The sequence below is a fragment of the Pseudomonas sp. N-1-13 genome (assembly GCF_057787095.1).
This window is the reverse complement of sequence record NZ_JBYNRI010000001.1, coordinates 2,759,180-2,784,794: the sequence shown is the minus strand read 5'-3', so window position 1 is coordinate 2,784,794 and position 25,615 is coordinate 2,759,180. Positions and strand designations below refer to the sequence as shown.

The following is a 25,615-nucleotide window of genomic DNA, read 5'->3' as shown; positions in this document are numbered from 1 at the left end:
AACAACAAAAAAAGAGGTCATCACGATGGGTATCTACGACTATAAAAACCTCGGCACCACCGAGTCCAAGGCGCTGGTCAGCGATGCAATGGCGATCATGCTGTATTCCTACCACAATCTGGACCACGGCTTTGCCGCCGGCTACCAGCAGAACGGCTTCGGCGCGGGACTGCCCGCCACGCTGGTGACGGCGCTGCTGGGCAGCACCGATTCGCAAGGGGTGATCCCCGGTGTGCCGTGGAATCCCGACTCGGAGCAGCTCGCCCTGGAGGCGGTGCAAAAGGCCGGCTGGACCCCGATCAGCGCATCGCAACTGGGCTACACCGGCAAGGTGGATGAGCGTGGAACGTTTTTTGGTGAGAAGGCCGGCTACACCACCGCGCAGGTGGAAATTCTCGGCAAGTACGACGCCGATGGGCAGCTGACGCAAATCGGGGTGTCGTTTCGTGGCACCAGCGGCCCACGGGAGACGCTGATCAGCGACTCCATTGGCGACGTCATCAGCGATCTGATGGCGGCTTTCGGCCCCCAGGACTACGCGAAAAACTACGTCGGCCAAGCTTTTGGCAACTTGCTCGGGGACGTCGCGGCGTTCGCCCAGGCCCACGGTCTGACAGGCCAGGACGTGCTGGTCAGTGGCCACAGCCTCGGTGGGCTGGCGGTCAACAGCCTGGCGGACTTGAGCACCAGCCAATGGTCGGGGTTCTACAGCAGCGCCAATTACATCGCCTACGCCTCGCCAACCCAAAGCAGCACCGACAAAGTGCTGAACATCGGTTATGAAAACGACCCGGTGTTCCGGGCCCTGGACGGCTCCACGTTCACCTCCGCGTCGGTGGGCGTGCATGATGCTCCGCAGGAGTCAGCCACCAACAACATCGTCAGCTTCAACGACCACTATGCCTCGGCGGCCTGGAACGTGTTGCCGTTTTCCATCCTCAACATTCCCACCTGGATATCCCACCTGCCCACCGGTTACGGCGATGGCATGGACAGGATCCTCGATTCGGCGTTCTACGACCTCACCGAGAAAGACTCCACCATCATCGTCGCCAACCTGTCGGATCCCGCACGCAGCAATACGTGGGTCCAGGACCTCAATCGCAACGCTGAAACCCACACCGGCAGCACGTTCATCATCGGCAGCGAGCGTGATGACCTGATCCAGGGCGGGCAGGGCAATGACTATCTGGAGGGGCGCGCCGGCAACGACACCTTTCGCGACGAGGGTGGGTACAACGTGATATTGGGCGGGCAGGGCAGCAACACCCTGCTGCTGCAGTCCTCGGTGAAAGATACAAGCTTCGTCCAGGACGGCGCCGGGACCTTGTACGTGCGCGATGCCCAGGGTGCAATCAGCATGACCCGAGACATCGACACGCTCGTCAGCAAAGAGCCCGGTTTGTTCTGGGGCCTGCTCAAAGACGAGGTGAGCCACAGTGTCACGGCCAACGGCTTGGTGGCGGGGGGCAAGCTGACGGCGTATGCATCGTCGACCGCAGGCACCTCGGCAGACGACACCTTGACCGCGCGATCATCGGGGGACTGGCTGTTCGGCCATGACGGCAACGACGTGCTGTTGGGCGGTACGGGTAACGACACCTTTGTCGGCGGTTCGGGCAATGACTGGCTGCAATCGGGCGGCGGATCTGACACGTTCGTTTTCAATGGCGCGTTCGGCCATGACCAGATCAGCGGTTATGATGCCGGCGACACACTGGTGTTCCTTGGCGTGCAGGGCGCCGGGGAAGGTTTCGACTACCGCCAGCACCTGTCTCAGGTCGGCAGTGACACGCTGCTTGAGGTCGGTGACAGTTCCGTGACCCTGGTGGGGGTCAATCCGGGCCAGGTAGGAGGCGAATTTGTGTTCGCCTGATCCAAGGTTGTTTTGAGTACGTGGTGCCGAGGGGATGCGTGTGTCCCCTCGGCACAAGAGGGAGTGAAGCAGTGAGCAGTAAACAAGCCTCAATCATCGGCCTGATGTGGGGACTGGCCTCGGCTGGCGCCTTGGCCGAATTGCCGGATCAATCGATTCTGACCCGCTACGGCGTCACCTCGGAGCAATTGCCCGCCGCCCAGGCAGGCGCCCCTGTCGAGGCGACGTCGCCCCGACCGCGCTTCGACGTGCAGGCAGAAAAGCCCTGGGTATCGGTGAGTCTCGGGGAAGTGAACAAACCGGCCACGACCGGAAACATCAGCATCGATCACGCCATTGAACAGGAATACAACCGCTGCCTGCGATTGAGGGAGCAGATGATGCGGCGAAAAGGTGGGCTGATCAGTTGCCAAGAGGGTAGTCCGACACCCGGGATGGACATCGGATTCAGCCGATGACATGAGATCAGGCCCTCTCCGGGGGAGAGGGCCTCAATAAACTCAGTCTTCCTTGCGTACTGTCGCCACTTCATCGGCGCGAACCCGCACTTTCTTGCCGGAAATGTCTTCGAACTCGTAGAAGCCGTCGGCGGTACGGGTGTTAGGGGCATCCTTGGTCAAATACTGGGTACCGTTCTGCAGGGTCACCACCGTGGGTGACGAGCAGCCGGCCAGAGCCAGGAGCGCAGCGGCGACCAGGGGCAGACCCAGAATCCTGATGTTCATATCCGTAACCTCTCAATCAAAAAGACGCCGTTCAGTTGATTAGACCGCGCCATCACTGTAGTTAACCGCCATTGGTCTCGCTTGCCGTAGGAAAGTTCATCGCCGACTGCAGGATTTCCCTCCTGAATGCGGGCGACCGCTCATCTTTTGCAGTTGCCTGGGCCCGCCGCAGCTGATATCTGTACGCATAACCAGTATTCCAGCAGGCATGGCACCTCTTTCCGTGACAAATAACCCCCTCGACGACCCTTTCTACTACCTGAACAACTTTCAGCAGGTGCTCGCCTGGTTGGCAACGCGCTATGCCGATGTGCTCAGCCCTGAGGAGCAACGCTTCATCGACGAGTTCGCCAGCTTGCCCCGTGCATCCCAGGGATTGCTGGTGCGCATGGTGATGCGCAAGGGGCTGCATTTTCGCCAGAGCAAGCTGCATTACCCTGAGATCGGTGATACCGGCAGCGCCATCGAGCCGTTGCTGGCGCGGGGCTGGGTCGAGGATCAAGCGCCTCTTGGCCTTGGCGAGCTGTTCGAGGTGCTGCTCAAACAGGAAATCATCCTGTGCCTGGGTCACCTGATCGAACACCCCAAGGCGACAAAGGGCCAGTGGCTGGAGTCCTTGCAGGATCATTTCAATCAACCACAGCCTTTTCGCAGCTGGTGCCCGTTGCTGGAAGACCGACTCTTCAGCCTGACGATCATGAACCTCTGCGATCGGTTGCGGTTGCTGTTTTTCGGCAATCTCTATCAGGACTGGTCGGAGTTCGTGCTGGCGGACCTGGGCATCTTCACCTATGAAACCGTCGAGTTCAGTGCCCAATCCCGTGGCCTGCGCAGCCGCCAGGATGTGGATGCCTGCCTCTTCCTGCACGAATGTCAGCAGCGTTTCGAAGCCGGCGAGCCTCTTGAAGAGATCGTTGCCCAAGCCCATGCCCTGAGCCTGGACAATCCGTGGCTGGAGCGACGCCGAGGCAAGCTGCTGTTCCAGATCGGCCAGCACGCTGAGCGTATCAGCGATTTCACCCTGGCCTTGCGCATTTATCAGGATTGCAACTACCCCGGCGCACGGCTGCGGATGATTCGGGTGCTGGAGCGCATCGGCGAGTACGCCCAAGCCCTTGAATGGGGTGAAGCGGCCGCACAATCACCGCAAAGCGCCGCCGAAACCCAGGCACTGCTCAGGATCCTGCCCCGGCTGCGCCGCAAGTTGGGCGGCCCCCCGGTGCCGCGGCACCTGGCGCGCAAGGTAGAGCGGCTGGACCTGCACCTGCCTCGTGTCGATCCGGCCTTGTCGGTGGAGTATCACGTGCAGGCCCATCTGCACGATGAAACCGCGCCGGTGCACTACGTGGAGAACAGCCTGATCAATTCGCTGTTTGGCCTGCTGTGCTGGCCGGTGATTTTTGCGCCGTTGCCGGGGGCGTTTTTCCACCCGTTCCAGCGCGGGCCGGTGGACCTTCTCAACGAAGACTTTCACGACCGACGCGCGGAGCTGTTCGCGGCCTGTTTCGCGCAGCTCGACGATGGCCGCTACCGGGACACCATTGTCCGTCGTTACACCGAAAAATGGGGCGTGCAGTCGCCTTTCGTGTTCTGGGGCGCGCTGTCCGAAGAGTTGCTCCATCAGGCCCTCGACTGCCTGCCTGCCGAACACCTCAAGCACTGGTTCAGCCGCCTGCTGCTGGATATCAAGGCCAACCGCGCCGGCATGCCGGACCTGATCCAGTTCTGGCCGCAGCACAAGACCTACCGCATGATCGAAGTCAAAGGCCCCGGCGACCGCCTGCAAGACAATCAACTGCGCTGGCTGGAGTTCTGTCACGAACACCAGATGCCCGTTGCCGTCTGCTATGTGCAGTGGGTGGAGCAGGGCGCATGACCCAGGAACCTGGCTACAGCATCGCCGTTCGGGCACTGTGCGAGTTCACCGCCAAGACCGGCGACCTGGACCTGCGCTTCACGCCGTCACCCACGGCCATGGAAGGGATCGTCGGCCATCGCACCGTGGCCTCGCGGCGTAGCGAGGGTTACCAGGCCGAAGTGAGCCTGGAGGGCCGCTACCAGACGCTGAAGATCAAAGGCCGGGCGGATGGCTACGACCCGGCCTGCAACCGCATCGAAGAAGTGAAGACCTACCGGGGCGACCTGGACAAGCAACCGGCCAATCATCGCCAGTTGCATTGGGCCCAGGCGAAAATCTACGGCTGGTTGATGTGCCAGAAGTTGCAACTGCCGCGGATCGACGTGGCGCTGGTCTACTTCGACATCGTCAGCGAAAAGGAAACCTGCCTCACGCAAAGCTTTGAAGCGGCGCAGCTTGAGGTTTTCTTTGAACAACAGTGCGCGCTGTTCCTCGCCTGGGCCGAACAGGAGATGGCTCACCGACAGGCGCGCAACCTCGGCGCTCAGACGCTGGCATTTCCTCACGCCGGCTTTAGGACCGGGCAACGCCACCTGGCTGAGTCGGTGTTCAAGGCCATCAGCACCGGCCGCTGCCTGATGGCCCAGGCGCCCACCGGCATTGGCAAAACCGTTGGCACCTTGTTTCCGATGCTCAAGGCACTGGCGCCACAGCGACTGGATAAGGTGTTCTTCCTCACGGCCAAGACCCCAGGGCGCAAACTGGCGCTGGATGCGGCCCGAGTGATTACCCAAAGCGCGCCCTCGATGCCGTTGCGGGTGCTGGAGATGATCGCTCGGGACAAAGCCTGCGAGCACCCGGACAAGGCCTGCCATGGCGAAGCCTGCCCGTTGGCCCGCGGGTTCTACGATCGGCTGCCGCACGCCCGTGCGGCGGCGAGCCAGATCACGCTGCTCGATCAGGCGGCGTTGCGCGATATTGCTCTGGCCCATGATATCTGCCCGTACTACCTGAGCCAGGAAATGGCCCGCTGGGCAGACGTGGTGGTCGCTGACTACAACTATTACTTTGACTTCAGCGCCTTGCTCTTTGGTCTGGCCCAGGCCAATGGCTGGACCGTCGCGACCCTGGTGGACGAAGCCCACAATCTGGTGGAGCGAGGGCGGCAGATGTACAGCGCGACCCTCGATCAGTCCGCTTTGGCGGCAGTGCGCAAAACCGCGCCCGAGACGTTGAAGAAGGCCTTGCAGCGGGTCAATCGCCAGTGGAACGCGCTGCATGAGCCCCAGGTTGCGGTCTATCAGGCGTATGAAAAACCACCGGAGAAACTGCTCCAGGCCCTGTCGCTGTGCACCACGGCTATCAGCGATTACCTCAATGACCATCCCCAGGGCCTGGACAGCGCTTTACAGGCGTTCTACTTCGATGCCTTGCAGTTTGCCCGGGTGGCGGAGTCCTTTGACGAGCACTTTTTGTTCGACATACACAAGCGTGAATACGGCCGCCAGCGAAGCGCATCGACCCTGTGCCTGCGCAATGTAGTGCCGGCCGCCTTCCTGCGACCCAGGCTGACGGCGGCCCGCAGCAGCGTGCTGTTTTCCGCCACCCTGAACCCCCGGCATTATTATGCTGACCTGTTGGGCGTCCCGGCGGACACTGTCTGGATCGACGTGGAGTCGCCATTCCAGGCGCAACAGCTTGATGTACAGGTTGTCAGCCGGATCTCCACCCGCTTTGCCCACCGCCAGGCGTCCCTGGAACCTATCGTCGCGTTGATGGCCCGCCAGTTCAGCGAGCGCCCGGGCAATTACCTGGCCTTCTTCAGCAGTTTTGACTACTTGCAGCAAGTGGCCGGACTGTTTGCCGAGCGCCATCCGCAGATTGCCACATGGTCGCAATCACGCGGCATGGGCGAAGCACCCCGGCAGGCGTTCCTTGAACGATTCATGGAACACAGCCAGGGGATTGGGTTTGCGGTGTTGGGCGGTGCATTCGGGGAGGGCATCGATTTACCGGGTTCGCGCCTGATCGGGGCGTTCATCGCGACCCTGGGGCTGGCGCAGTTCAACCCGGTCAACGAGCAGATGAAGCTGCGCATGGCGGCTATTTTCGGCGATGGCTACGACTACACTTACCTGTATCCCGGCCTGCAAAAAGTGGTGCAGGCTGCGGGTCGTGTCATTCGTACACAGCAGGATCGTGGGATGGTGATGTTGATCGACGATCGATTTGCTGAGGCAAGGGTGCAGCACTTGTTGCCGCGTTGGTGGTCAGTTAGTCAAGAGCAGCACAACTGCTGTGGGAGTGAGCTTGCTCCCACAAAGGATCTGTGGTGAATCTCATATCGCGACCAAGCTGCTGATTCCCACGGATTTAATCACTATTTCCGATGCCGCACTTGCTCCATACTTCGCAAAAAATCCTTCTGGATGCCTTGGCCAAAAAAATGCTCGAAGACGCCCCCAAGACCGCACTCATCAATCAGGAACAGCGTTTTCGCCTGCTCATCGACGCCGTGGTCGACTATGCCATCTACATGACCGACCCCTCCGGCATCATCACCAGTTGGAACTCCGGTGCCAGGCGTTTCAAAGGCTATGAAGAATCCGAGATCCTAGGCCAGCACTTCTCACGCTTCTACACTGACCAGGATCGCGCCGACGGTCTTCCGCAACGGGCGCTGGACACGGCCCTGCGCGAGGGGCGTTTCGAAGGCGAGGGCTGGCGGGTGCGCAAGGACGGAACGTTGTTCTGGTCCCATGTCGTCATTGATCCGATCATCGATAGCCAGAGCGGCGACTTGCTTGGCTTTGCCAAGATCACCCGGGACCTGACCGATCGCAAGATGGCCGAGGAAACCCTCAAGCAAAGCGAACAGCAGTTTCGCCTGTTGGTGCAAAGCGTCACCGATTACGCCATCTACATGCTCGATCCAGACGGCCAGGTGACCAACTGGAACCTGGGCGCGCAACGGATCAAGGGCTATCTTCCGGCGGAAGCCATCGGCCGGCATTTTTCGATGTTCTATACCCCTGAGGACCGTGACGCCGGTGAGCCTCAACGGGCCTTGAGCATCGCCGCCAGTGAAGGGCGCTTTGAAAAAAGGGGCTGGCGGTTACGCAAGGATGGCACCCGGTTCATGGCTCATGTGGTCATTGACGCGATCCGCAACGACACGGGGACGCTACTGGGTTTTGCCAAGATCACCCGCGACATCACCGATGCCACCCGTGCGCAGCAAGCCTTGGAACAGGCTCGCGAGGCGCTGTTCCAGTCACAGAAACTGCAAGCCATCGGCCAGCTCACCGGAGGCATCGCCCATGACTTCAATAACCTGCTGACGGTGATCCTCGGCAACCTGGAAATTGTGCGCAAGCGCATGCCCAGCGATCCGAAACTCATCCAACTGCTGGATAACGCCACCCAGGGCGCGCTGCGCGGTGTCTCGCTGACGCAACGGATGCTCGCGTTCGCCCGCAGACAGAAACTGTCCTCCGAATCGGTCGAGCTGTCGGCACTGGTGCAGGGCATCAGTGGTTTGTTGCAAAGCTCCATCGGCCCTTCGATACACATTCAGACCGACTTTGCCCAGGCGCTTTCGCCGGTGTTGGCCGATGTCAACCAACTGGAACTGGCCATCCTGAACCTGGCGACCAACGCTCGGGATGCCATGCCGCAGGGGGGGCGGATCCTGATCTCGGCCCAGGAACGCTCCGACACCGAGGCCGGCAAGGACGCGCCGATGGCACCAGGGCGATACATTTGCCTGTCCATCACCGACGAGGGCGAGGGCATGGACGAGGCGACGCTGGCTTCGGCCGTGGACCCGTTTTTCACCACCAAAGGGGTAGGCAAGGGCACTGGCCTGGGCCTGTCCATGGTGCATGGCTTGGCCGAGCAATTGGGTGGCCGCCTGATACTCAAGAGCCGCAAAGGCGAGGGCACTACCGCTGAGCTGTGGTTGCCGATAGCCGACAACTCGGCGCCAGACAAAGTGCCGGCCCAGGCCACGACGACACCCTCGGTGAACGAGCTACGGGTGTTGGTCGTGGACGATGACAGCCTGGTACTGACCAGCACCCGGCTGCTGATCGAAGACCTGGGCCACCGCGTGCTGTGCGCCCCATCGGCGGCTCAGGCGCTACAGATGTATGAGCTCAATCCGGACATCGACCTGGTGATCACCGACATGGCCATGCCGCAGATGGATGGTGCGCAATTGGCGAAACTGCTGCGTGATCGTCATCCGACCTTGCCCATTATCCTGGCCACCGGCTACGCCGAACGCCTGGAAGGGTTCGCCACGCAACTGCCGCGCCTGACCAAGCCGTTCAAGCAGATTGACCTGGTGCAGGTCATTGGGCAGGCGATGAAGTAACTCCAGGCATGGCGCTGCCAGAGGTTCATTCAGTATTTTTCCTGAACCCTCGCAAGTTCATCGCACACAGGCAGAACTGCAGCACGATCAACGCATAGGCGTCTGAATGCAGCCCCCAGATGACCCATAGAATATTGCTCGCGATAAAACAACTGAACCCGGCCACCCGCCGTCGGGGCTGACGTGAGCCGATCAGCCAGGCGGCCAGCACCGTCACCACCATCGCCGGCCATTGCACCCATCCAAGATAATCCACAGAGCCCTCCTCAAGCTTTCGGTGATCTAGAGACCGTGACGATCACTGAGCGTTTCGTTGAGCCCGGGTCGCACCTCTGGTCCGGTGGCCGGAACTTGCCTGTCCCTCATTTCTTCTAACAAGTCCCAAACCCACACCCGAGGCGCAGCCTGCGCAATGCCCAGAATACTCACCAGCCATACCCCGGATGAAGAACTGACGGAACACAATGCCAAGCTGTTCGGCTCGCCCAAGGAACGCCTGGATTTTTATCGCCGGGAGATCCAGTACGAAACCAGCATCCTGGCCAATCGAACCGATGCGTACCTGGCCGCCCAATCCTTCCTGGTGATCGCCTTTGCCTCATGCATGGCCAACCTGAACCCGGAGTGGGGCAAGTTGTTCACATTGATCGTCCCGCCGTTCCTGGCTCTGCTGGGCTTCCTGAGCTCGCTCAACGCCTGGCCAGGAATTCGCGCGGCTTACGAGATCATCGACCATTGGCATTTCAAGCAAAGCGAGTTGCTGCGCGCAGAGCCGTTGATGGGACTGGCCTACGACGAATCCCCGCTGTTCAGCAAACAGGAATCGACTCACAAGGGCTATCGCAAGTCGTTGCTGTTTTCGGTGCGTACGCCATGGATCTTTGCCGCGTTCTGGGTCTTGCTGGGGGCATACTCGGTTTATATCCAGGTGAGTGATCCAGGGGGCTGAAGCCTTAGCTCGATTTTTTGTGGCGCTCATACCAGGCCAGTATGGGTTGGGTACTCAAGCCATGGACCAAAATGCTCAGGGCCACCACCGACAGCGTGATATTGATGCACAACTGGACCATCTCTGGCTGTAAATCATGGTTCACCGCATAGAACAGATAAAACAGACTGCCGATGCCACGTATGCCGAACCAGCCAATCAGCAACCGTTGTGGCGTGTCCAGCAGCCGTCCCCAAGGCATCACCAGCAAGCTCAACGGGCGAATCACGGCAAACAGCAGACCACCGATGACCAAGGCCCGCCAGTCCCAATGAGTGGCAAGCGCCACCCCCAACAGCGTCACCAGAAACACTTCCATGGAACGCTCCACCAGACTGCCGAAGGCGAGCATGTCGCTCATCATGACCCCCGCAGCCACCTGACCCTCTTCCAGAGTCTCGGCGTCACCCCGGACCGCATCGCGGGGGGTGGTCGCTTCGTGTCCCACCACCGGTTGCACCAGGTGTTCTGCCGGGAGTGAGTGTTCATCCGTCGATTGCACCTCGGCCTGGCGCAGGCCCAGGCCAGCGGCAAACACCGAAAGAAAGCCATAACCCTGGAGGGCTTCGGCCACGACGTAGGCCAGGGCAATCAGCGCCAGGGCCAGGTAATCGTTGGGCGAGAGGGTGCTGTCGGCGTTCTTGATGCGCATCGACAGGGTCAACCAGCCGATACCGCGGCCCATCCAGTAACCGGTGAGCAAACCGACCGGCACTGCCCACAGCACATCCTGCAGCATCCAGTCACCGAGAAAGCCAAGGTCGTCCTCGCGCAGCAACAACAAGCCCAGAATCACAAAGGGGAAGGCCGTGCCGTCGTTCAAGCCGGCTTCCCCCGACAGGCCAAACCGTACCTGGTCATCATCCCGGGCATCGTTGACCTGCACCAACGCCGCGAGCACCGGATCGGTTGGCGCGAGGATTGCGCCAATCAACAACGACACGCCCCAACCGAGACCAAACAGGTAATGCAGGGTCAAGGTCAGGCCCGCGATGGTCAGGATCATCACCGGGCCGGCCAGTGTGTAGGCCACGCGCCAACTTCGGTCCTTGAGGGGCAAACGTAACTTGAGGCCGCTGACGAACAGCGAAAACACTACCGCGACTTCAGTGAGGTGCTCCATCCAGGCTGAGGCGTCGGCAATGTCCAGCCTCAACAACTCCAAGCCCGCCGGCCCGATGGCAACGCCCAAACCCAGGCATATCGCCGAGGTGGTTACCGGCATCCAGCGCAGGTAGGAGGACGTCAGGGCCAAGGTCAGCAATACGGCGCCGAGCACCGCTACCCATACTGTGAAAATCATTGCTGCTCCTTGGATAGCTCGTAGGCATAGCTCGCAGGCACAGCCCCGAGTGAAACAGACACCGTCAAGCCAGTATCCGGCTCCTGTCGTTCATTCGAGGGTCTGAGCCAAGCGCCGGTTCCGTCAAAGCGATACGGCTCCGTTTATCCGGAGGACTTTCATCTGAAGGGAATTTTTCGTCATTCCCGGCGCTCTGCCAAAGTAGAGACGTGTTGATTCAGCGTCCTGCCGAGAACCCAAGAGGCCCTTATGACTGCGCTGACACCCCTCCAATCCCGGCCTGCCACCGTGCATTCATTCATGGATGCCGGGAGCGTGCGCCAATGCTATGAACGGCTGCTCCATGGCCCTGACGATGCTGACAAGCAAACCGTCGCCCAGGCCTTCCTTCAGCAATGCGTGGGGCAGGCCGCGGCACTGCCCCTGGAGCTGCCCGACACGCCCACGGCTCTGCAAGACTGGGTCGAGCAACACAGTGCCGGTGTAGCCCGCCAGTACGCCGAGTATCTGGAGCGGCGCAAAAACGCCGGTCCACGAGAGTTTTTCACTTGCAAGGCCCACGCCTTGTATTTCCTGCAGGCGGTGGCGCCCACCAAACTGGTGGACGGCGCGTGGCTGTATGGCGTGCTCAAGCATTGGCACGACCACCGTTTCGAAGGGCTGCTGAGCACTTATCTGGAAGAGTTGGGCGACGGCAATCCCTCGCAAAACCATGTGGTGATATACCGCAAGCTGCTCGCCGAACACGACCTGTCGGACGCGCCAGACATTGAAGACGAGCGCTACCTGCAAGGTGCTGTGCAATTGGCCCTGGGCTATGGCGGCGATGAATACCTGCCTGAAGTGATCGGCTACAACCTGGGTTACGAACAACTGCCCCTGCACCTGTTGATCAGCGCTTATGAGCTGACTGAGCTGGACATCGACCCTTACTACTTCACCCTCCACGTGACGATTGACAACGCGAGCACCGGTCATGCCCACAAGGCCATCCAGTCGCTGCTGCAACTGATGCCGATGGAGGCGGATCGCGAAGCGTTCTGGCACCGGGTCACCCTGGGTTATCGCCTCAATGATCTAGGCCAAGGCAGCCGAACCATCATCGAGTCATTCGACCTGTATCGCGAAGTGCTGGACATGCTCGAACGCAAACGTCCGTTCGGCCAACACATGCATTCCGATTACTGCAAGTTCGAAGGCAAGACCGTCAATCAATGGCTGGCAGCGCCTGGACAACTGGAAGGCTTCCTGACGGCGCTGCAAAACAAGGGCTGGATCAAACGTCATGAAGATCCGCAGAACAGCCGGTTCTGGACGCTGATCGAAGGGGCGGGCGCGGCCATGTTCGGGGTGTTCAGCCCCTATGAAAAACAGTTGCTGCACGACTGGATCGCCGGTGACTGGACGCAGGAGGGTACTAAGAAAACCCCGCGCCGCGCCCACGGTGCAGCGTGCGAGCCGCAGATGCCGATCGAGGACCCCGATGTACAGAGCCTGCAACAGACCCTGCGAGGCCAGACGCCCGATGCGCAGATGCAGACCCTGATGCCGTGGCTCTCGGCGCGCTGCCACAGCCATCCGGCCGGACTGCTGGCGACTCGTCGCTTCATCGAACTCAAATCCGCGCTGCGCTAGGAGCCCGCATGAATCAGGAAGAACGCCTATCCGAAACTGACCTGGCGCTATTGCAATTGGGCCGACGCCTGCAAGCCGACGGCTATCGCTTCATTACCCCGACACCCCTGACCCACGAACGCGTCAACCAACGACCTGGCAATGAACGCTCCAGGACCCTGAGGGATGTGTTCGGCTGGTCGCGCCCGTTTGCCCCGGGGCTGATCAGCGCCGATGAGCAGCGCCAGCTGCAGGAAGCCGAGGTGCTGCAAGCGCGCGACGGCCTGCTGCATAGCCGCGTGCGTTGGTCAAGCCTGGACGGCCTGCTGTTCGCTCATTCGCAATTTCCCACCCAAGCCAACGACGCGGTGTTTTTCGGCCCCGACAGCTATCGTTTCGCCCAACTGATCCATACTTATCTGCAGCAGAACTTCACGGCAATACATCGGGCCGTGGACATCGGCTGTGGCGCCGGTGTCGGGGCGCTGGTCATTGCCCGCGCCCGGCGCGAGGCACAGGTGCTGGCCGTGGATATCAATCCGATGGCCCTGCGCCTGAGCGCGGTCAACGCGGCGCTGGCCGAGGTGTCCAACGTCGAGATCGCCCGCAGCGATGTACTCCAGGATGTGGAGGGCGACTTCGACCTGATCGTCGCCAATCCGCCGTACATGGCCGACCCCGACGAACGGGCCTATCGCCATGGCGGTGGCGCACTGGGCGCCGGGCTGTCGCTGCGCATTGTCGAACAGGCCCTGCCACGGCTTACGCCCGGTGGCTCGCTGGTGCTCTACACCGGCGTGGCGATGGTCGATGGGCGTGATCCGTTTCTCGAGGCGCTTGAGCCTTGGCGCGACTCGCCGGACTTCGGCTGGACTTACAAGGAATTGGACCCGGACGTGTTTGGTGAAGAACTGCTCACCCCGGGTTACCAGGACGTAGAAAGGATCGCCGTGGTGGCGTTGGTTGTAACCCGCATCGGCGCGGGTATCGGAGGGACTATCGATGAACAGGCGACTGAAGTTCGGCATTGAAGAGGAGTATTTCATCACCGATCTGCAAACCCGTTGTATGCCGGATCAACCCTCAGCAGAGGTTGTCACGGCGTGCCAGGCGCTACTGGGCAAGCATTTCGCCCATGAAATGTTCCAGTGTCAGATCGAGATGGCGTCGCCTATTTTCCGCAACTTGCCCGAGGCGGCCGATTACCTGGCCCAGGTCCGCACAGGCCTGACCCAGCGCCTGGCCGCCCATGGCCTGGGCCTGCTCAGCGCCGGCTCGCATCCCATGGCGACCCAGGGTCTGCAGCCCACCGACGAACTGCACTTTCAGCAGCTGTTCGACGATTACCAGCGGGTGGCCCGACGGAGCGTGCTTTCGGGCCTGCATGTGCACGTGGAGGTGCCGGCCCATAAGGACCGTGTCCGGGTCATGAACGAGGTGCTGCCCTGGCTGCCGATGTTCCTGGCGCTGAGTGCTTCGTCGCCGTTCTGGAACGGTGCCTACAGCGGGTTCAGCAGCTACCGTCAGGTCGCTTGCGATGAATGGCCGCGCATGGGCGTGCCGGAGTTCTTCGAGGATGAGTCGGCGTTTGCCGGCTACGTGGACATGCTCATGCGCACCGGATCCATTCGCCAGCCCAGCGATTGTTGGTGGGTGATGCGGCCTTCGTCGCGTTATCCCACGCTGGAGCTGCGAATCTGCGATGCCTGTCCGCGTGTTGAAGATGTCCTGTGCCTGGTCTCGCTGTTTCGGTTGATGGTGGCCCATGCCATTGCACTACCCAAGCCCGGCGCGCACTTCAGCCTGACCTCCCACTGGATCCTCAAGGAAAATCGCTGGCGGGCCAAGCGTCATGGAATCCTGGCCGAGTTCATCCTGGAGGGGCAGGAGCAGCCGATGATGATCGGGGAGTGGATCACGCTGGCGGAGCAGACCTTTGGCGAAACGGCCGCCGCGCTGGGCGTTGAGGATGTGTTCAAGCAGGCACGTCGTATCGTTCAGGAAGGCACCAGTTCCGATCGACAAATCGTGCTCTACGAACAAGGGCTGCTGCTGGGCGACTCCACCGAGCATGCCTTGAGCAGGGTAGTCGATCAATTGTTGGCGGAAACTGCCGGGATGCCCGTGGCCGACCCGTCGCTGTTGCAAGTGGCAGGTGGTCCATGAGCAGCAAGACCCTGGAGGATTACAACCGGATGCGTGACTTCGACGCCACCCCGGAACCGGCGGCCAAGCGTTCACGCAAATCGGCGAAAACCGCCCATGCCTTGCAGTTCTGCATTCAGAAGCACGACGCTTCACGGCTGCATTATGACTTCCGGCTGGAGCTGGACGGAGCGCTCAAGAGCTGGGCGGTGCCCAAAGGGCCGTCCCTGGACCCCAAGGTCAAGCGCCTGGCGGTGCATGTCGAAGACCATCCGCTGGATTACGCGACCTTCGAAGGCAGCATTCCCGAAGGCCATTATGGCGCTGGCGACGTCATTGTCTGGGATCGAGGCGTGTGGATTCCCCAGGGCGATGCCCATGAGGCCTATGAAAAAGGCCGGCTCAAGTTCGAGCTGCAAGGGGAAAAACTCAGTGGCCTGTGGAACCTGGTACGCACCCACATGCCCGGCAAGCAGGAGCAGTGGTTCCTGATCAAGCACCAGGACGCAGCGGCACGTCCCGAAAGCGAGTACGACGTGGTCCAGGCCGAGCCGGACAGCGTGCTCAGCGAGCGCACCCTTGTACCCAAGCGCCGTGGCAAGGCTGCCGCCCAGGTCAAGGCAGTGCAGCAACCGAAAAAAGCCACCACGCCCAAACCATCCAGAAAAACCTCGACCACGACCCTCAGCGGCGCGGTGGCCGGGGCGATTCCCAAGACGCTCAAACCGGAATTGGCCACGTTGGTAGAGCACGCGCCTGAAGGCGAATGGCTCTATGAAATCAAGTTCGACGGTTACCGCGTCATGGCCCGCATTGAAAACGACGATGTCAGGCTGATCACCCGCAATGGCCATGACTGGACCCACAAGCTGCCCAAGCAGGCCGAAGCGCTGGCCGGATTAGGGCTGGAGTCCGCCTGGCTGGACGGTGAGATGGTGGTGGCCAACGAGCACGGCGTACCGGATTTCCAGGCCCTGCAGAACGCTTTCGACGCCGGCAGCAGCAACAAGATTGCCTACTACTTGTTCGATCTGCCTTACCTCAATGGCATGGACCTGCGCGAAGTGCCCGTGCAAGAGCGGCGGGCCGCGTTGGCGGCCGTGCTTGCGAGCAACAAGAATCCGCTGTTGCGCTTCTCCGATGCCTTCGAAGAAACCCCTGAAGCCTTGCTCAACAGTGCATGCCAAATGCAGATGGAAGGACTGATCGGCAAACGCATGGGCAGTGCCTACGTTTCCCGGCGCAGCAACGACTGGATCAAGCTCAAGTGCAAGAATCGCCAGGAGTTCGTCGTAGTCGGTTTCAGCGAGCCCAAGGGCGCTCGCACCGGCTTCGGCGCCTTGTTGCTGGGGCTGCACGATGCCGACAGCGGGCAACTGCGCTATGCCGGCAAGGTCGGCACAGGGTTCAACGAGCAAACCCTCACAAGCATTCACCAGCAATTGTTGCCCCTGGAAAGAAAAAAAGCCGCGGTGGTCAACCCACCCACCGGATACGAGGCCAAAGGAGTGCATTGGCTGGAACCGACGCTGCTGGCTGAAGTGGCGTTTGCCGAGATGACCAAGGAAGGCTCGGTGCGCCATGCCGTGTTTCATGGTTTGCGCAACGATAAACCAGCCGAGGCGATCACCCAGGAGCTGGCCAAACCCGTGAAAAAGACTGCGGAAAAAACCAAAACCAAAGCCAAAACCACTCAGGCGCCAGCCATGGACGGCAAGGTGCGCATCACCCACCCTGAGCGAGTCATTGATCCCAGCAGCGGCACGACCAAGCTGCAACTGGCCGAGTACTACGCCAGCGTCGCCGAGTTCATCCTGCCGGAACTGGCCGACCGCCCGGTGGCACTGGTCAGGGCGCCGGATGGCATTGCCGGTGAGTTGTTTTTCCAGAAAAACGCCGAGCGCCTGGCGATTCCTGGTATCACTACCCTGGACAAATCATTGACCGGGCAGCCGGTAATGATCATCAACAATCCCGAAGCGTTGATCGGCGCGGTACAAATGAGCACGGTGGAGTTACACACCTGGAATGCCACGTCGGTGAACCTGGACAAGCCTGATCGCTTTGTTCTCGATCTTGACCCGGATCCGGCCCTGCCTTGGAAAAGCATGGTGGAAGCGACGCATCTGACCTTGTCGGTACTCGATGAACTAGGGCTCAAGGCGTTTCTCAAGACCAGCGGCGGCAAAGGCATCCACATTGTCGTGCCCTTGACCCGCAAGTTGGGTTGGGACGAGGTCAAGGGCTTCAGCCATGCGATTGTCAGCCACATGGCCAAGCTGTTGCCGGATCGATTCTCGGCGGTCTCCGGGCCAAAGAACCGGGTAGGGCGGATCTTCATCGACTACCTGCGTAACGGCCTGGGCGCCACCACCATCTGCGCCTATGCCGCCCGTACCCGTGAAGGGTTGCCGGTGTCGGTGCCGATCTTTCGCGAGGAAGTGGCCGAACTCAAAGGCGCAAACCTGTGGACCGTGCACAACGTCCATGAGCGTTTGGCGCAAGTGGGTCACGAGCCTTGGGCGGGCCTGAAGAAGACCCGCCAAAGCATCACCGCCGACATGCGTCGACGCATTGGTATGAAAAAGACCGATAAATAGCTTGGTTCGATGCCTCCCGGACTCATCCACTTATCGGAACGCGCAGATATTCCGGCTGCAGGACGTTGAACCATAGCAGAATCATTTCCACCAGAATGGTCACCAGCACCAAGAGTCCTACGCCCCATACGCTGGCCGAGTACAACAGACCTTGTTCCTTCTTGAGATTCATGAACTTGGGCAGGCCCACAAACAGCAAAAAGGTCGAGTAGGCCGACGCCATTGCCAGCGCGATCACCGCCAGCCAGCGGTTGGGGTAGAGCCCGAAAATCCCGGCCAGGAAGTAGGGCGTGGCGGTGTAGGCGGCAAAACCAATGCACTGGTTGACCGTAGGGCGGGCATCGAAGGTGCGCGACATCCAGCGGATGAACAGCCCCATGAGCATCACGCCGGCCACGATGGTCAGGTACAGCAGCACACTCAGTTGAAGTGCGCTGGCAGTGCTGAGCCGTACCGTTTCGTTTTCAGCCAGGCTCCAGCCGGTCCAGGTGGTCCCAATGAACAGGCACACCACGGGAATCAGGGCGAGCAACAACAGGTGAGCCAGATAGTGGCGCGGATGAGCTTGTTCCTGTTCGCGGATGTCTTTCCAGGCAAACTCGGGGTGGGTGAACAGTTTGACGAAAGGGGCGGACATGACGACCTCCTGATCAGTACAGCCTCTGGTGAGGCCCATACGGATTTGAGATACAGGATCGGTCGGGGGTTCATTTATTTGGAGTGCCCGAGGAGGGGCGTGATCAGAGGGAATGAATCCATACGGCCGGGGTCAATCCATCAGCATCCCTGAAGGACTGTATGCCATGACCATTGCTTGCTCCCTGGTTGATTACTTGCGTGAACACGAGCTGCGCCTGACGACGGCCGAGTCCTGTACCGCCGGCAAGATCGTCACCTTGCTGGCCGAAGTACCCGGCAGTGGTTCGCTGATTGAAAGCGGTTACGTGGTGTATTCCCCGGAGGCTAAACAACGATTGCTGGGGGTCAACCCATGCACCATCGACACCTTCAATCTCACCAGCCGTGAGGTGGCCGAGGAAATGGCCCTCGGTGCCCTGCGCGACGCCAATGCCAACGTCGCCGTGGCCACCACCGGCATTCTCGGGCCGGATGACATGGACGGCATTCCGGCCGGCACCGTCTGTTTTGCCTGGGCGTTCGATATGGCCGGCGAGCGAGCGCTGTTCAGTCGCCTGGAAAGGTTTTTCGGGACTCGCAACCAGGTCCAAAGGTGGGCCGCCGAACATGCGCTCGTGCAGTTGCGGCACTTTCATCAACGCGCGCTGGCGGGTGAGCGCAGATAGGGGATCACCATGACCCACCCCACTGATCCCGAGGAATTGCGCAGCCGCCAGTTCCCGGTCCGCGAAGACATGGCCTACCAGCTCAAGGTCTGGCGTTTCGAGCGGGTGGGTTGGTACGTGTTGGTATTGCTGGTGATCCTGACGTTGCTTGGATTGTTCTCTCGTGGCCCGTTGAGCACCCGAAATGTACACAGCGCAGATGGCCGACTCGGCGTCGAGTACGAAATGTTCCACCGCAACGGTTCTACCAACCCCATGGTCATCCATCTGATGGGGCAGCCCAATGCCGTGCTGGAGGTGGAACTGGTCGGCCAGTGGCTGGAGGGTTTCGAGGTGCAAACCCTCCAGCCCCAGCCCGTGCGCTCGGCGAGTGCGGAGCGGGGCCTGAAGCTGTGGGTCCAGGCGGATGCCAAGGGAGAGGCCAGCCTTTATCTGTCACTGCTGGGCGATGGGCTGGGGCTCTATCACAGCCGTATCGACACGCCCGATGGCGCCACGGTCAGGTTCAATCAATTCATTTTTCCCTAGGTGACGTATGGACTCTGTGCTGCGGGCTGCCGCGATCTATGTGGCGTTGCTGGTACTGTTCAAGATCGCCGGGCGACGCTCCCTGGCGGAAATCACCACGTTTGATTTTGTCCTGCTGATGATCATCGGCGAGGCCACCCAGCAGGCGTTGCTGGGGGATGATTTCTCGTTGACCAATTCGTTGATGGTGATCGTGACGCTGATTGCCATCGATGTGGGCTTGTCGCTGCTCAAGCAACGCTCCCAATGGGTCTCGCAACTGATTGACGGCGGCCCGACCATTATTGTGGAGGATGGGCGAATACTGAAGGCGCGCCTGCGCCATGCCCGCTTGATAGAAGAAGACATCATGGAAGCGGCACGGTCGAGCCAGGGAATCGAGACACTGGAACAGATCAAGTTCGCGATTATCGAACGTAACGGCAAGATTTCGGTGATTGCCAAGGAGCCGTGAGGCCCTTCACATGATTCATGGCGAGGGCTACATCCCCTCGCCACAACAGCTGCCCACCATTGCTTGACTCACAGGATCGGCTTGCCGCCCGTAATCCCATACCGGGAACCGGAAATGTAGCTCGCCTCATCCGAAGCCAGCAGTACATAGATCGGCGCCACTTCCACCGGCTGGCCAGGACGGCCAAGGGGCGTCTGGGAGCCGAAGTTCTGTACTTCTTCCTCAGGCATGGTGGCGACAATCAGCGGTGTCCAGATCGGCCCTGGCGCCACGCTGTTCACCCGGATGCCCTTGGGGCCGAGCATCTGCGCCAGCCCGCCGGTGAAGTTGGCGATGGCGCCTTTGGTGGTGGCGTAGGCCAGCAGAGTCGGCTTGGGCATGTCGGAGTTGACCGAACTGGTGTTGATGATCGAGCCACCCGCCTTCATATGCGGGACGGCGGCCTGGCAGATCCTGAACATCGAGGTGATGTTGATATCAAACGTGCGCACCCACTCTTCGTCGGGGATGTCTTCCAGGTTTTCGTGGGTCATCTGGAACGCGGCGTTGTTGACCAGAATGTCGATATGCCCGAAACGGGCGACGGTATCGTCGACGATCTTGCGGCATTGGGCCTTGTCCGCCAGATCACCGGGCAGCAACAGGCATTGGCGGCCGGCCTGTTCTACCCAGCGGGCAGTCTCCCTGGCGTCTTCATGCTCGTCCAGGTAGGAAATGGCCACGTCGGCGCCCTCACGGGCGAAGGCAATCGCCACGGCACGACCGATGCCGCTGTCGGCGCCGGTGATCAAGGCGATCTTGCTTTCCAGGCGTCCGGAACCGGTGTAGCTCTGTTCTCCGCAGTCTGGATACGGGTCCATCTTGCGTTGAGTGCCGGGCACCGGTTGGCTTTGTTTTGGGAACGGCGGGGTAGGGTAGTCAGTCATGACATTCTCCATGCTGGATGTGTAGTCGATGGAGGGTGGACTGTGGGCCTTCAGGCAGAGTTCGCTCGGATTTCGGGCCGAGCGATGAGCGAGGTCCGAGCCCTTTTGCCAATCGCGAATCAACATCGGCTAATGTTGGACGAATGCAGATAAGGAGCCGGACAGATGTTCAGTCACATACAGATTGGCGCGCGGGACCTGCCAGCAATGGTCGCGTTTTATGATGCTGTGCTGGGCTGCCTGGGGTTGGTGCGCCTGCCCAGCGAAAACGACTCGGGCCCGCCGGGAGAAGGCTGGCATCAACCCGGCAAGCGTTGGCCCCAGGTATTCGTGCAATTACCGTTCAATGGTTTGCCCGCGACCTGGGGCAATGGCATGCAAGTGAGTTTCGCCGCCGATTCGCCGCACACCGTACAGGCCGCCTGGGCGCAGGCCATCGCCCTGGGCGGCACCGACGAAGGCCCGCCGGGCCCGCGGCCCCAGTATTCAGAAGGGTATTTCGGGGCCTATTGCCGCGATCCGGAGGGGAACAAGTTGTGCTTTGTTTATGCGCCGGATATGGATGAGTAACTGAGCACTCTGTTTCTGGAGTGGACCTATTTGTGGCGAGGGGATTTATCCCCGCTGGGCTGCGCAGCAGCCCTAAAACAGTTCACTCGGTGTGTCAGGCTCATCTCATGGCTTTTCATTGGGGCTGCTGCGCAGCCCAGCGGGGATTTATCCCCTCGCCACAGATGAGCTCCGGTCACCTGGAGAAATCAGCCCCTGGCCTTCAAGCTTCGCTCCATCCGCGCAATTCCTTCCTCCAGCAGCTTGCGTGGGCAGCCGAAGTTCAAGCGCACGAACTGTCCGGCATCGTCACCGAAATCCAGTCCGGCACTCAGGCCTACCTTGGCTTGCTTCAGGAAAAAGCCCTGCGGGTCGTCCAGCCCCAATCCCGAGCAATCCAGCCAGGCCAGGTAAGTGCCCTGGGGCACGGTCATGGTGATGCCCGGCAGGCGGGTCTTTACGGCGTCGACCAGATAGTCGCGGTTGGCTTGCAGGTAAGCCTTCAATTCTTCCAGCCACGGGCCAGCTTCGCTGTAGGCCGCGCGGGTCGCTTCAAGGCCCAGGGCGTTGACGCTGTCGACCATGCCGGCCCGGGCACTGTTAACCCGCTCGCGGACCTTGGCGTTCTGGATGATGGCGAATGAAGTTTTCAGCCCGGCAATGTTGTAGGCCTTGCTGGCCGACATCAGGGTGATGGTGCGCTCGGCAATCTCCGGGCTGAGGGTGGCGGTGGGGATGTGCACACGACCGTCGAAGCACAGCTCGGCATGGATTTCGTCAGAGATGATCCAGGCATTCTGCTCCAGGCAGATATCCGCCACGGCCTTGAGTTCTCCCCGGGCAAACACCTTGCCCAACGGGTTGTGAGGGTTGCTCAGCAACAGCGCACCGCCACCCTGCAACGCGTCACGCAGCGCGGCCAGGGGCGTGTGGAATTCGCCGTTGAGCGGGTTGAACGGCAGTTCAACCTTGTTCAGTTGCCAGTGAGCAGGGGCATTGCGCAGCGGCGGGTAATTGGGCACCTGTACCACAACGTTCTGCGCAGGCTCCACCAAGGCGTGCAGCGCCATGTTGAAGCCTGGTTCGACACCCGGCAGGAAGACGATCTGCTGAGGCTCGACGCGCCAGGCGTACTTGTTCCAGAGGTCCGCAACGATGGCGGCGCGCAGCGAGTCCTGGGCCACGCTGTAGCCGAGCATGGGGTGTTCGAGGCGTTTGTGCAGTGCGTCGATGACCACCGGCGGAGCAGGGAAGTCCATATCAGCCACCCACATGGGCAACACGTCAGCGGGGTAGCGACTCCACTTGGTGCTACCGGTACCGTGGCGCTCCAATACCGTGTCGAAATCGAAAGTCATGGGGGTTCCATCAGGTCTGGGAATGAGATGGCGAACATCATAAAGCAAAGATCAGTGAAAAAAGGAAGATGGCGTAGTGCCACTAACCAGGAGGAATCGGCTACAGTTCGATTCCGACACGCCGATAAGGCTTGAAGCCAGCATTGGTAACGGACCCTCCAAGCCCCCCGAAAAGGACAGCCCCCATGACATCGCCCGTGCGCTTTAACGATCACTACCGTAAAGCTGATCGCATCATGCTGGGGTTACTCTGGCTCACTTTTGTCTACTCCCTGTGCCTGGCCTTCCTGCACTCCACCTTCAGCCAGGCGCTGCTGATAGGGGCGACGACCTGTCTGCTGACCACCGTGCTTTATCGCGGCCTGGGCGGCACCCGGGCCATGCGCTGTGTCATCGCCGTGGCGCTGATGGTCATGGCCGCCTTGCACATCAACCAGACCCATGGCGTGATCGAGTTCCACTTCGGGATTTTCGTACTGTTGGCGGTGCTGACGTTCTACCGTGACTGGCTGCCGATCATCGTGGCCGCCGCCACTATCGCTATTCACCACGTCGGTTTTCACTGGCTTCAGCACCAGGGTTATCCGGTGTTCGTCATGGCCAACCATGGCGGCTGGACCATGATTTTCATCCACGCCTTCTACGTGGTGGTGGAAAGCGTGATCCTGATTTACCTGGCGAACCAGAGCCTGGCCGATGCCACGGAAAACCAGGATGTGCTCGACAAAGTGCTGGCCGCCGCCATGCAGTTGAGCAGTGACACCCAGACCCAGCGCAACCGGGGGGACAAAGTCTCTTCGTCCGAGCGTTTCGATCATTTCCTGCAGCAGATCACCAACCTGGTAGACGGCGTGGTTCGCGATACCCGCAACCTTTCGGACTTGGGTCAGGACCTTTCTCAAGTCGGTCAGACACTGGAACACGGCGCCAGGCATCAGCTCAATGAGGTGGCACAGATGAGCGGCGCGATTGGCCATCTGGTCCAGGCCATGGACAGCATTGCCGGGCATGTCGGCCAGACGGTACAACGGGCCGGCCAAGCCAGTGAACAGGTCAGCCGCGGGCGCAGCACCGTTGACCAGAGCCGCGAGGAGATTGTCGAGTTGGCCGGTCGCCTCAACTTGACCAACGAAACCGTGCAAGGCCTGGCCGAGCAGGCGCAACAGATCGGCCAGGTGCTGGACGTCATTAACAGCATCGCCGAACAAACCAACCTGCTGGCCCTCAACGCCGCCATCGAGGCCGCCCGGGCCGGGGAGCAGGGACGCGGTTTTGCGGTAGTGGCGGACGAAGTCCGGACCCTGTCGCAAAAGACCTCGACGTCCACCACGGAAATCCAGCAGATCATCGCCAAGCTGCAACAGGGCAGCCGTCAGGCAGCCCTCGCCATGCAAGACAGCCAGGAAGGGGTACAACGCTGCGTATCGGCCAGCCAACTCGCCTCGCAACTGCTGCATGCAGTGGTAGAGGACATCGCGGCGATCAACCACTTCAACGACCTGATCGCCAGCACCACCCAGGAACAGTCCGAGGCCTCGAAGGGCATCAATGAGCGCTTGCAAAGTGTCCAGGCCGTCGCTGAGCGCAACGCCGATAACATTGGCATTCTGACTCGGAGCAGCCAGTGCCTGCCACCGTTGGCCGAACGCTTGGCGGTGTTGGGGCAGGCGTTTCATCGTAAAGGTGAGGCGGTTTGACTGGCTTGCTTCGCGCCGGCGTTGTCCAACCTAAATCCATTTACAGTGCCCAATCAGCGCGAGCCCTGATACGACGTTCTGTCCTCCATGCAGCTTTGGGCACGATACGCTCCGCTGGCGTCGGACACTGGCTCGGCGCAACGTGAAGCAGGGCGATGGCGTATAGCCATCTAGCCGTTGTAGGATCCATGCTTTGCCAACAGACATGGATAGCTGTCCCTGGAGCTTTTGGCGTTAGAAGTTGACAAGGAGGCAAACGGAATGAGCAAAAACCAAGCCGGTCAGTTGCACTGCTATCACTGCGAGGGGGATTTTACGGGGTGGGAGCATGTGCCTCCGCAAAGCTTCTTTTTCAAGGGTAAACGAGGCGGGTTGATCACTGTTCCATCCTGCGATCTGCATAACCAAAAAAAGTCCAAGGATGATGAGTATATTCGCGCGATTTTACTCTCTTCTGCCAAGCTCAACGATAAGCCGCATCTCGCCCCTCTGAGAGATGTTCACGAGAGGGCATTGGGGCATGCAGGTACCCGTTTGGGTGATTGTATTGAGGACAAGCAACAGGCCAAAAAAATTTTAGATATCATCGAAAAGCATACGGGTGATCCTGTCGCCGGGATGAAGAGCTTTTCAGATATGGCGCAGGCAGGAATGGGCACCGGTTTGTTGGGCTTGTTAAGTGTCGATTTGAAAGATGAAACCATTGTGGATGCAAGCGGTGAAGAACAACAAACGGCCTCCTTTGTTTATGATCGACAAAGATTTGATAGCTTCTTCGAGTGTGTTGCAAAAGGGCTGTTTTACCATGAGGCAAAGTGGACGTGGTTGGGCAAGGTCATTTTACTGCCACACACCTTCCTTAGAGACGATGCATCTGACGCAGAAAAAAAGATCAGCGAGCATTTTCGTAAGATGTTGAATCGGCAGTCAGCCAAAGGAGAGCATAAAGAAGTATTTTTTTATGATGTGGTTACCGTCGTTGATCCTGGCACTAATGATCCAGAAAAATACATTATAAATTTTTGCTTTTTTGACACCTTTGAGTTTACTGCGATACTTTCAAAAGAGAATTTCATTCCCTATACATTTGTTTAGCTGCTAAGTGAAGGTTTGCAGTATCCGATGCAGAGGCTGTCTGGAGCATTGGAATATGGCTCAGTGTGGCTACTGTAAATCACCTTGAATCGGGCAAATATTCCGGCGGATCCGGCAAGCGGATCTGTTCTTCACTCCACATACTTTCACGGCCTGAGGCCCTGCCACGGATGTCTGCGCGTGGCAGGCCTGTCTGGTCGAAAATATGCGTGTGAGT

General features: G+C 60.1%; 22 protein-coding genes. 16 read left to right on the top strand and 6 right to left on the bottom strand.

The window, feature by feature from the left end; translation table 11 throughout:
- Window positions 1–25 precede the first annotated feature (25 nt).
- Window positions 26–1,876: a polyurethane esterase gene (locus tag AC3I65_RS12605; RefSeq protein WP_488523821.1), complete on the top strand. Its 1,851-nt coding sequence runs from the start codon at window positions 26–28 to the stop codon at window positions 1,874–1,876.
- A 71-nt stretch (window positions 1,877–1,947) separates the two neighbouring features.
- Window positions 1,948–2,334 (top strand): hypothetical protein, encoded by a 387-nt coding sequence (locus tag AC3I65_RS12600; RefSeq protein WP_313959874.1) that lies wholly within the window; start codon window positions 1,948–1,950, stop codon window positions 2,332–2,334.
- A 42-nt stretch (window positions 2,335–2,376) separates the two neighbouring features.
- Here the strand turns inward: AC3I65_RS12600 and AC3I65_RS12595 are convergent, their stop codons facing one another.
- Window positions 2,377–2,601, bottom strand: coding sequence for a YgdI/YgdR family lipoprotein (locus tag AC3I65_RS12595; RefSeq protein ID WP_173406954.1), 225 nt, complete (start codon window positions 2,599–2,601; stop codon window positions 2,377–2,379).
- A 208-nt stretch (window positions 2,602–2,809) separates the two neighbouring features.
- Here AC3I65_RS12595 and AC3I65_RS12590 point away from each other — a divergent pair, with 208 nt between their 5' ends.
- From AC3I65_RS12590 to AC3I65_RS12580, 3 genes are all read left to right on the top strand, one after another.
- A complete protein-coding gene (locus tag AC3I65_RS12590; protein ID WP_281459226.1) occupies window positions 2,810–4,477 on the top strand; it encodes a VRR-NUC domain-containing protein in 1,668 nt (555 codons plus the stop codon).
- On the top strand, window positions 4,474–6,795 hold the full coding sequence (locus AC3I65_RS12585; protein WP_322834002.1) for an ATP-dependent DNA helicase: 2,322 nt from the start codon (window positions 4,474–4,476) through the stop codon (window positions 6,793–6,795). Before AC3I65_RS12590 ends, AC3I65_RS12585 begins: the two co-directional genes overlap by 4 nt.
- A gap of 110 nt (window positions 6,796–6,905) precedes the next feature.
- A complete protein-coding gene (locus tag AC3I65_RS12580; RefSeq protein WP_047226631.1) occupies window positions 6,906–8,837 on the top strand; it encodes a hybrid sensor histidine kinase/response regulator in 1,932 nt (643 codons plus the stop codon).
- A 25-nt stretch (window positions 8,838–8,862) separates the two neighbouring features.
- On the opposite strand, the gene AC3I65_RS12575 is transcribed toward AC3I65_RS12580, so the two are convergent.
- Entirely contained in the window at window positions 8,863–9,093 is a 231-nt protein-coding gene (locus tag AC3I65_RS12575) for a hypothetical protein (protein WP_047226450.1), read from the bottom strand.
- Window positions 9,094–9,249: 156 nt separating this feature from the next.
- Between AC3I65_RS12575 and AC3I65_RS12570 the strand changes: the two genes are divergently transcribed.
- Window positions 9,250–9,786, top strand: a complete 537-nt coding sequence (locus AC3I65_RS12570; RefSeq protein ID WP_047226451.1) for a hypothetical protein — start codon at window positions 9,250–9,252, stop codon at window positions 9,784–9,786.
- A 4-nt stretch (window positions 9,787–9,790) separates the two neighbouring features.
- Here AC3I65_RS12570 and AC3I65_RS12565 read toward each other — a convergent pair whose 3' ends face one another.
- Window positions 9,791–11,128: a cation:proton antiporter gene (locus AC3I65_RS12565; RefSeq protein WP_173406956.1), complete on the bottom strand. Its 1,338-nt coding sequence runs from the start codon at window positions 11,126–11,128 to the stop codon at window positions 9,791–9,793.
- 249 nt (window positions 11,129–11,377) lie between these two features.
- Here AC3I65_RS12565 and AC3I65_RS12560 point away from each other — a divergent pair, with 249 nt between their 5' ends.
- Genes AC3I65_RS12560 through ligD form a run of 4 tightly spaced genes read left to right on the top strand, consistent with a single transcriptional unit; the run spans window position 11,378 to window position 17,487 of the window.
- On the top strand, window positions 11,378–12,763 hold the full coding sequence (locus AC3I65_RS12560) for an iron-containing redox enzyme family protein (protein ID WP_488523820.1): 1,386 nt from the start codon (window positions 11,378–11,380) through the stop codon (window positions 12,761–12,763).
- 8 nt (window positions 12,764–12,771) lie between these two features.
- Entirely contained in the window at window positions 12,772–13,773 is a 1,002-nt protein-coding gene (locus AC3I65_RS12555; protein ID WP_288910828.1) for a methyltransferase, read from the top strand.
- Entirely contained in the window at window positions 13,745–14,908 is a 1,164-nt protein-coding gene (locus AC3I65_RS12550) for a carboxylate-amine ligase (protein WP_047226455.1), read from the top strand. The genes AC3I65_RS12555 and AC3I65_RS12550 overlap by 29 nt, the downstream gene beginning before the upstream one ends.
- Window positions 14,905–17,487, top strand: coding sequence for a DNA ligase D (ligD, locus tag AC3I65_RS12545; protein ID WP_488523819.1), 2,583 nt, complete (start codon window positions 14,905–14,907; stop codon window positions 17,485–17,487). Before AC3I65_RS12550 ends, ligD begins: the two co-directional genes overlap by 4 nt.
- 22 nt (window positions 17,488–17,509) lie before the next feature.
- Here ligD and AC3I65_RS12540 read toward each other — a convergent pair whose 3' ends face one another.
- Window positions 17,510–18,124, bottom strand: coding sequence for a Yip1 family protein (locus AC3I65_RS12540; protein ID WP_160892738.1), 615 nt, complete (start codon window positions 18,122–18,124; stop codon window positions 17,510–17,512).
- A 166-nt stretch (window positions 18,125–18,290) separates the two neighbouring features.
- Between AC3I65_RS12540 and AC3I65_RS12535 the strand changes: the two genes are divergently transcribed.
- From AC3I65_RS12535 to AC3I65_RS12525, 3 genes are read left to right on the top strand one after another with little or no spacing between them, the layout of a single operon-like run.
- Window positions 18,291–18,791, top strand: a complete 501-nt coding sequence (locus tag AC3I65_RS12535) for a CinA family protein (protein WP_274090452.1) — start codon at window positions 18,291–18,293, stop codon at window positions 18,789–18,791.
- Window positions 18,792–18,800: 9 nt separating this feature from the next.
- The gene (locus AC3I65_RS12530) at window positions 18,801–19,319 is read left to right on the top strand and encodes a hypothetical protein (RefSeq protein ID WP_047226458.1); all 519 of its coding nucleotides are present in this window, start codon (window positions 18,801–18,803) and stop codon (window positions 19,317–19,319) included.
- A gap of 7 nt (window positions 19,320–19,326) precedes the next feature.
- The gene (locus AC3I65_RS12525; RefSeq protein WP_047226459.1) at window positions 19,327–19,773 is read left to right on the top strand and encodes a DUF421 domain-containing protein; all 447 of its coding nucleotides are present in this window, start codon (window positions 19,327–19,329) and stop codon (window positions 19,771–19,773) included.
- A gap of 68 nt (window positions 19,774–19,841) precedes the next feature.
- On the opposite strand, the gene AC3I65_RS12520 is transcribed toward AC3I65_RS12525, so the two are convergent.
- Entirely contained in the window at window positions 19,842–20,699 is an 858-nt protein-coding gene (locus AC3I65_RS12520) for an SDR family oxidoreductase (protein ID WP_160892734.1), read from the bottom strand.
- Between the two features lie 165 nt (window positions 20,700–20,864).
- Between AC3I65_RS12520 and AC3I65_RS12515 the strand changes: the two genes are divergently transcribed.
- The gene (locus tag AC3I65_RS12515; RefSeq protein ID WP_139050310.1) at window positions 20,865–21,269 is read left to right on the top strand and encodes a VOC family protein; all 405 of its coding nucleotides are present in this window, start codon (window positions 20,865–20,867) and stop codon (window positions 21,267–21,269) included.
- Window positions 21,270–21,457: 188 nt separating this feature from the next.
- On the opposite strand, the gene AC3I65_RS12510 is transcribed toward AC3I65_RS12515, so the two are convergent.
- Window positions 21,458–22,606, bottom strand: coding sequence for a MalY/PatB family protein (locus AC3I65_RS12510; protein ID WP_488523818.1), 1,149 nt, complete (start codon window positions 22,604–22,606; stop codon window positions 21,458–21,460).
- A 185-nt stretch (window positions 22,607–22,791) separates the two neighbouring features.
- On the opposite strand from AC3I65_RS12510, the gene AC3I65_RS12505 reads away from it, so the two are divergent.
- Window positions 22,792–24,303: a methyl-accepting chemotaxis protein gene (locus AC3I65_RS12505; RefSeq protein ID WP_310662568.1), complete on the top strand. Its 1,512-nt coding sequence runs from the start codon at window positions 22,792–22,794 to the stop codon at window positions 24,301–24,303.
- Window positions 24,304–24,564: 261 nt separating this feature from the next.
- Entirely contained in the window at window positions 24,565–25,398 is an 834-nt protein-coding gene (locus AC3I65_RS12500; protein WP_488523817.1) for a hypothetical protein, read from the top strand.
- Window positions 25,399–25,615 lie beyond the last annotated feature (217 nt).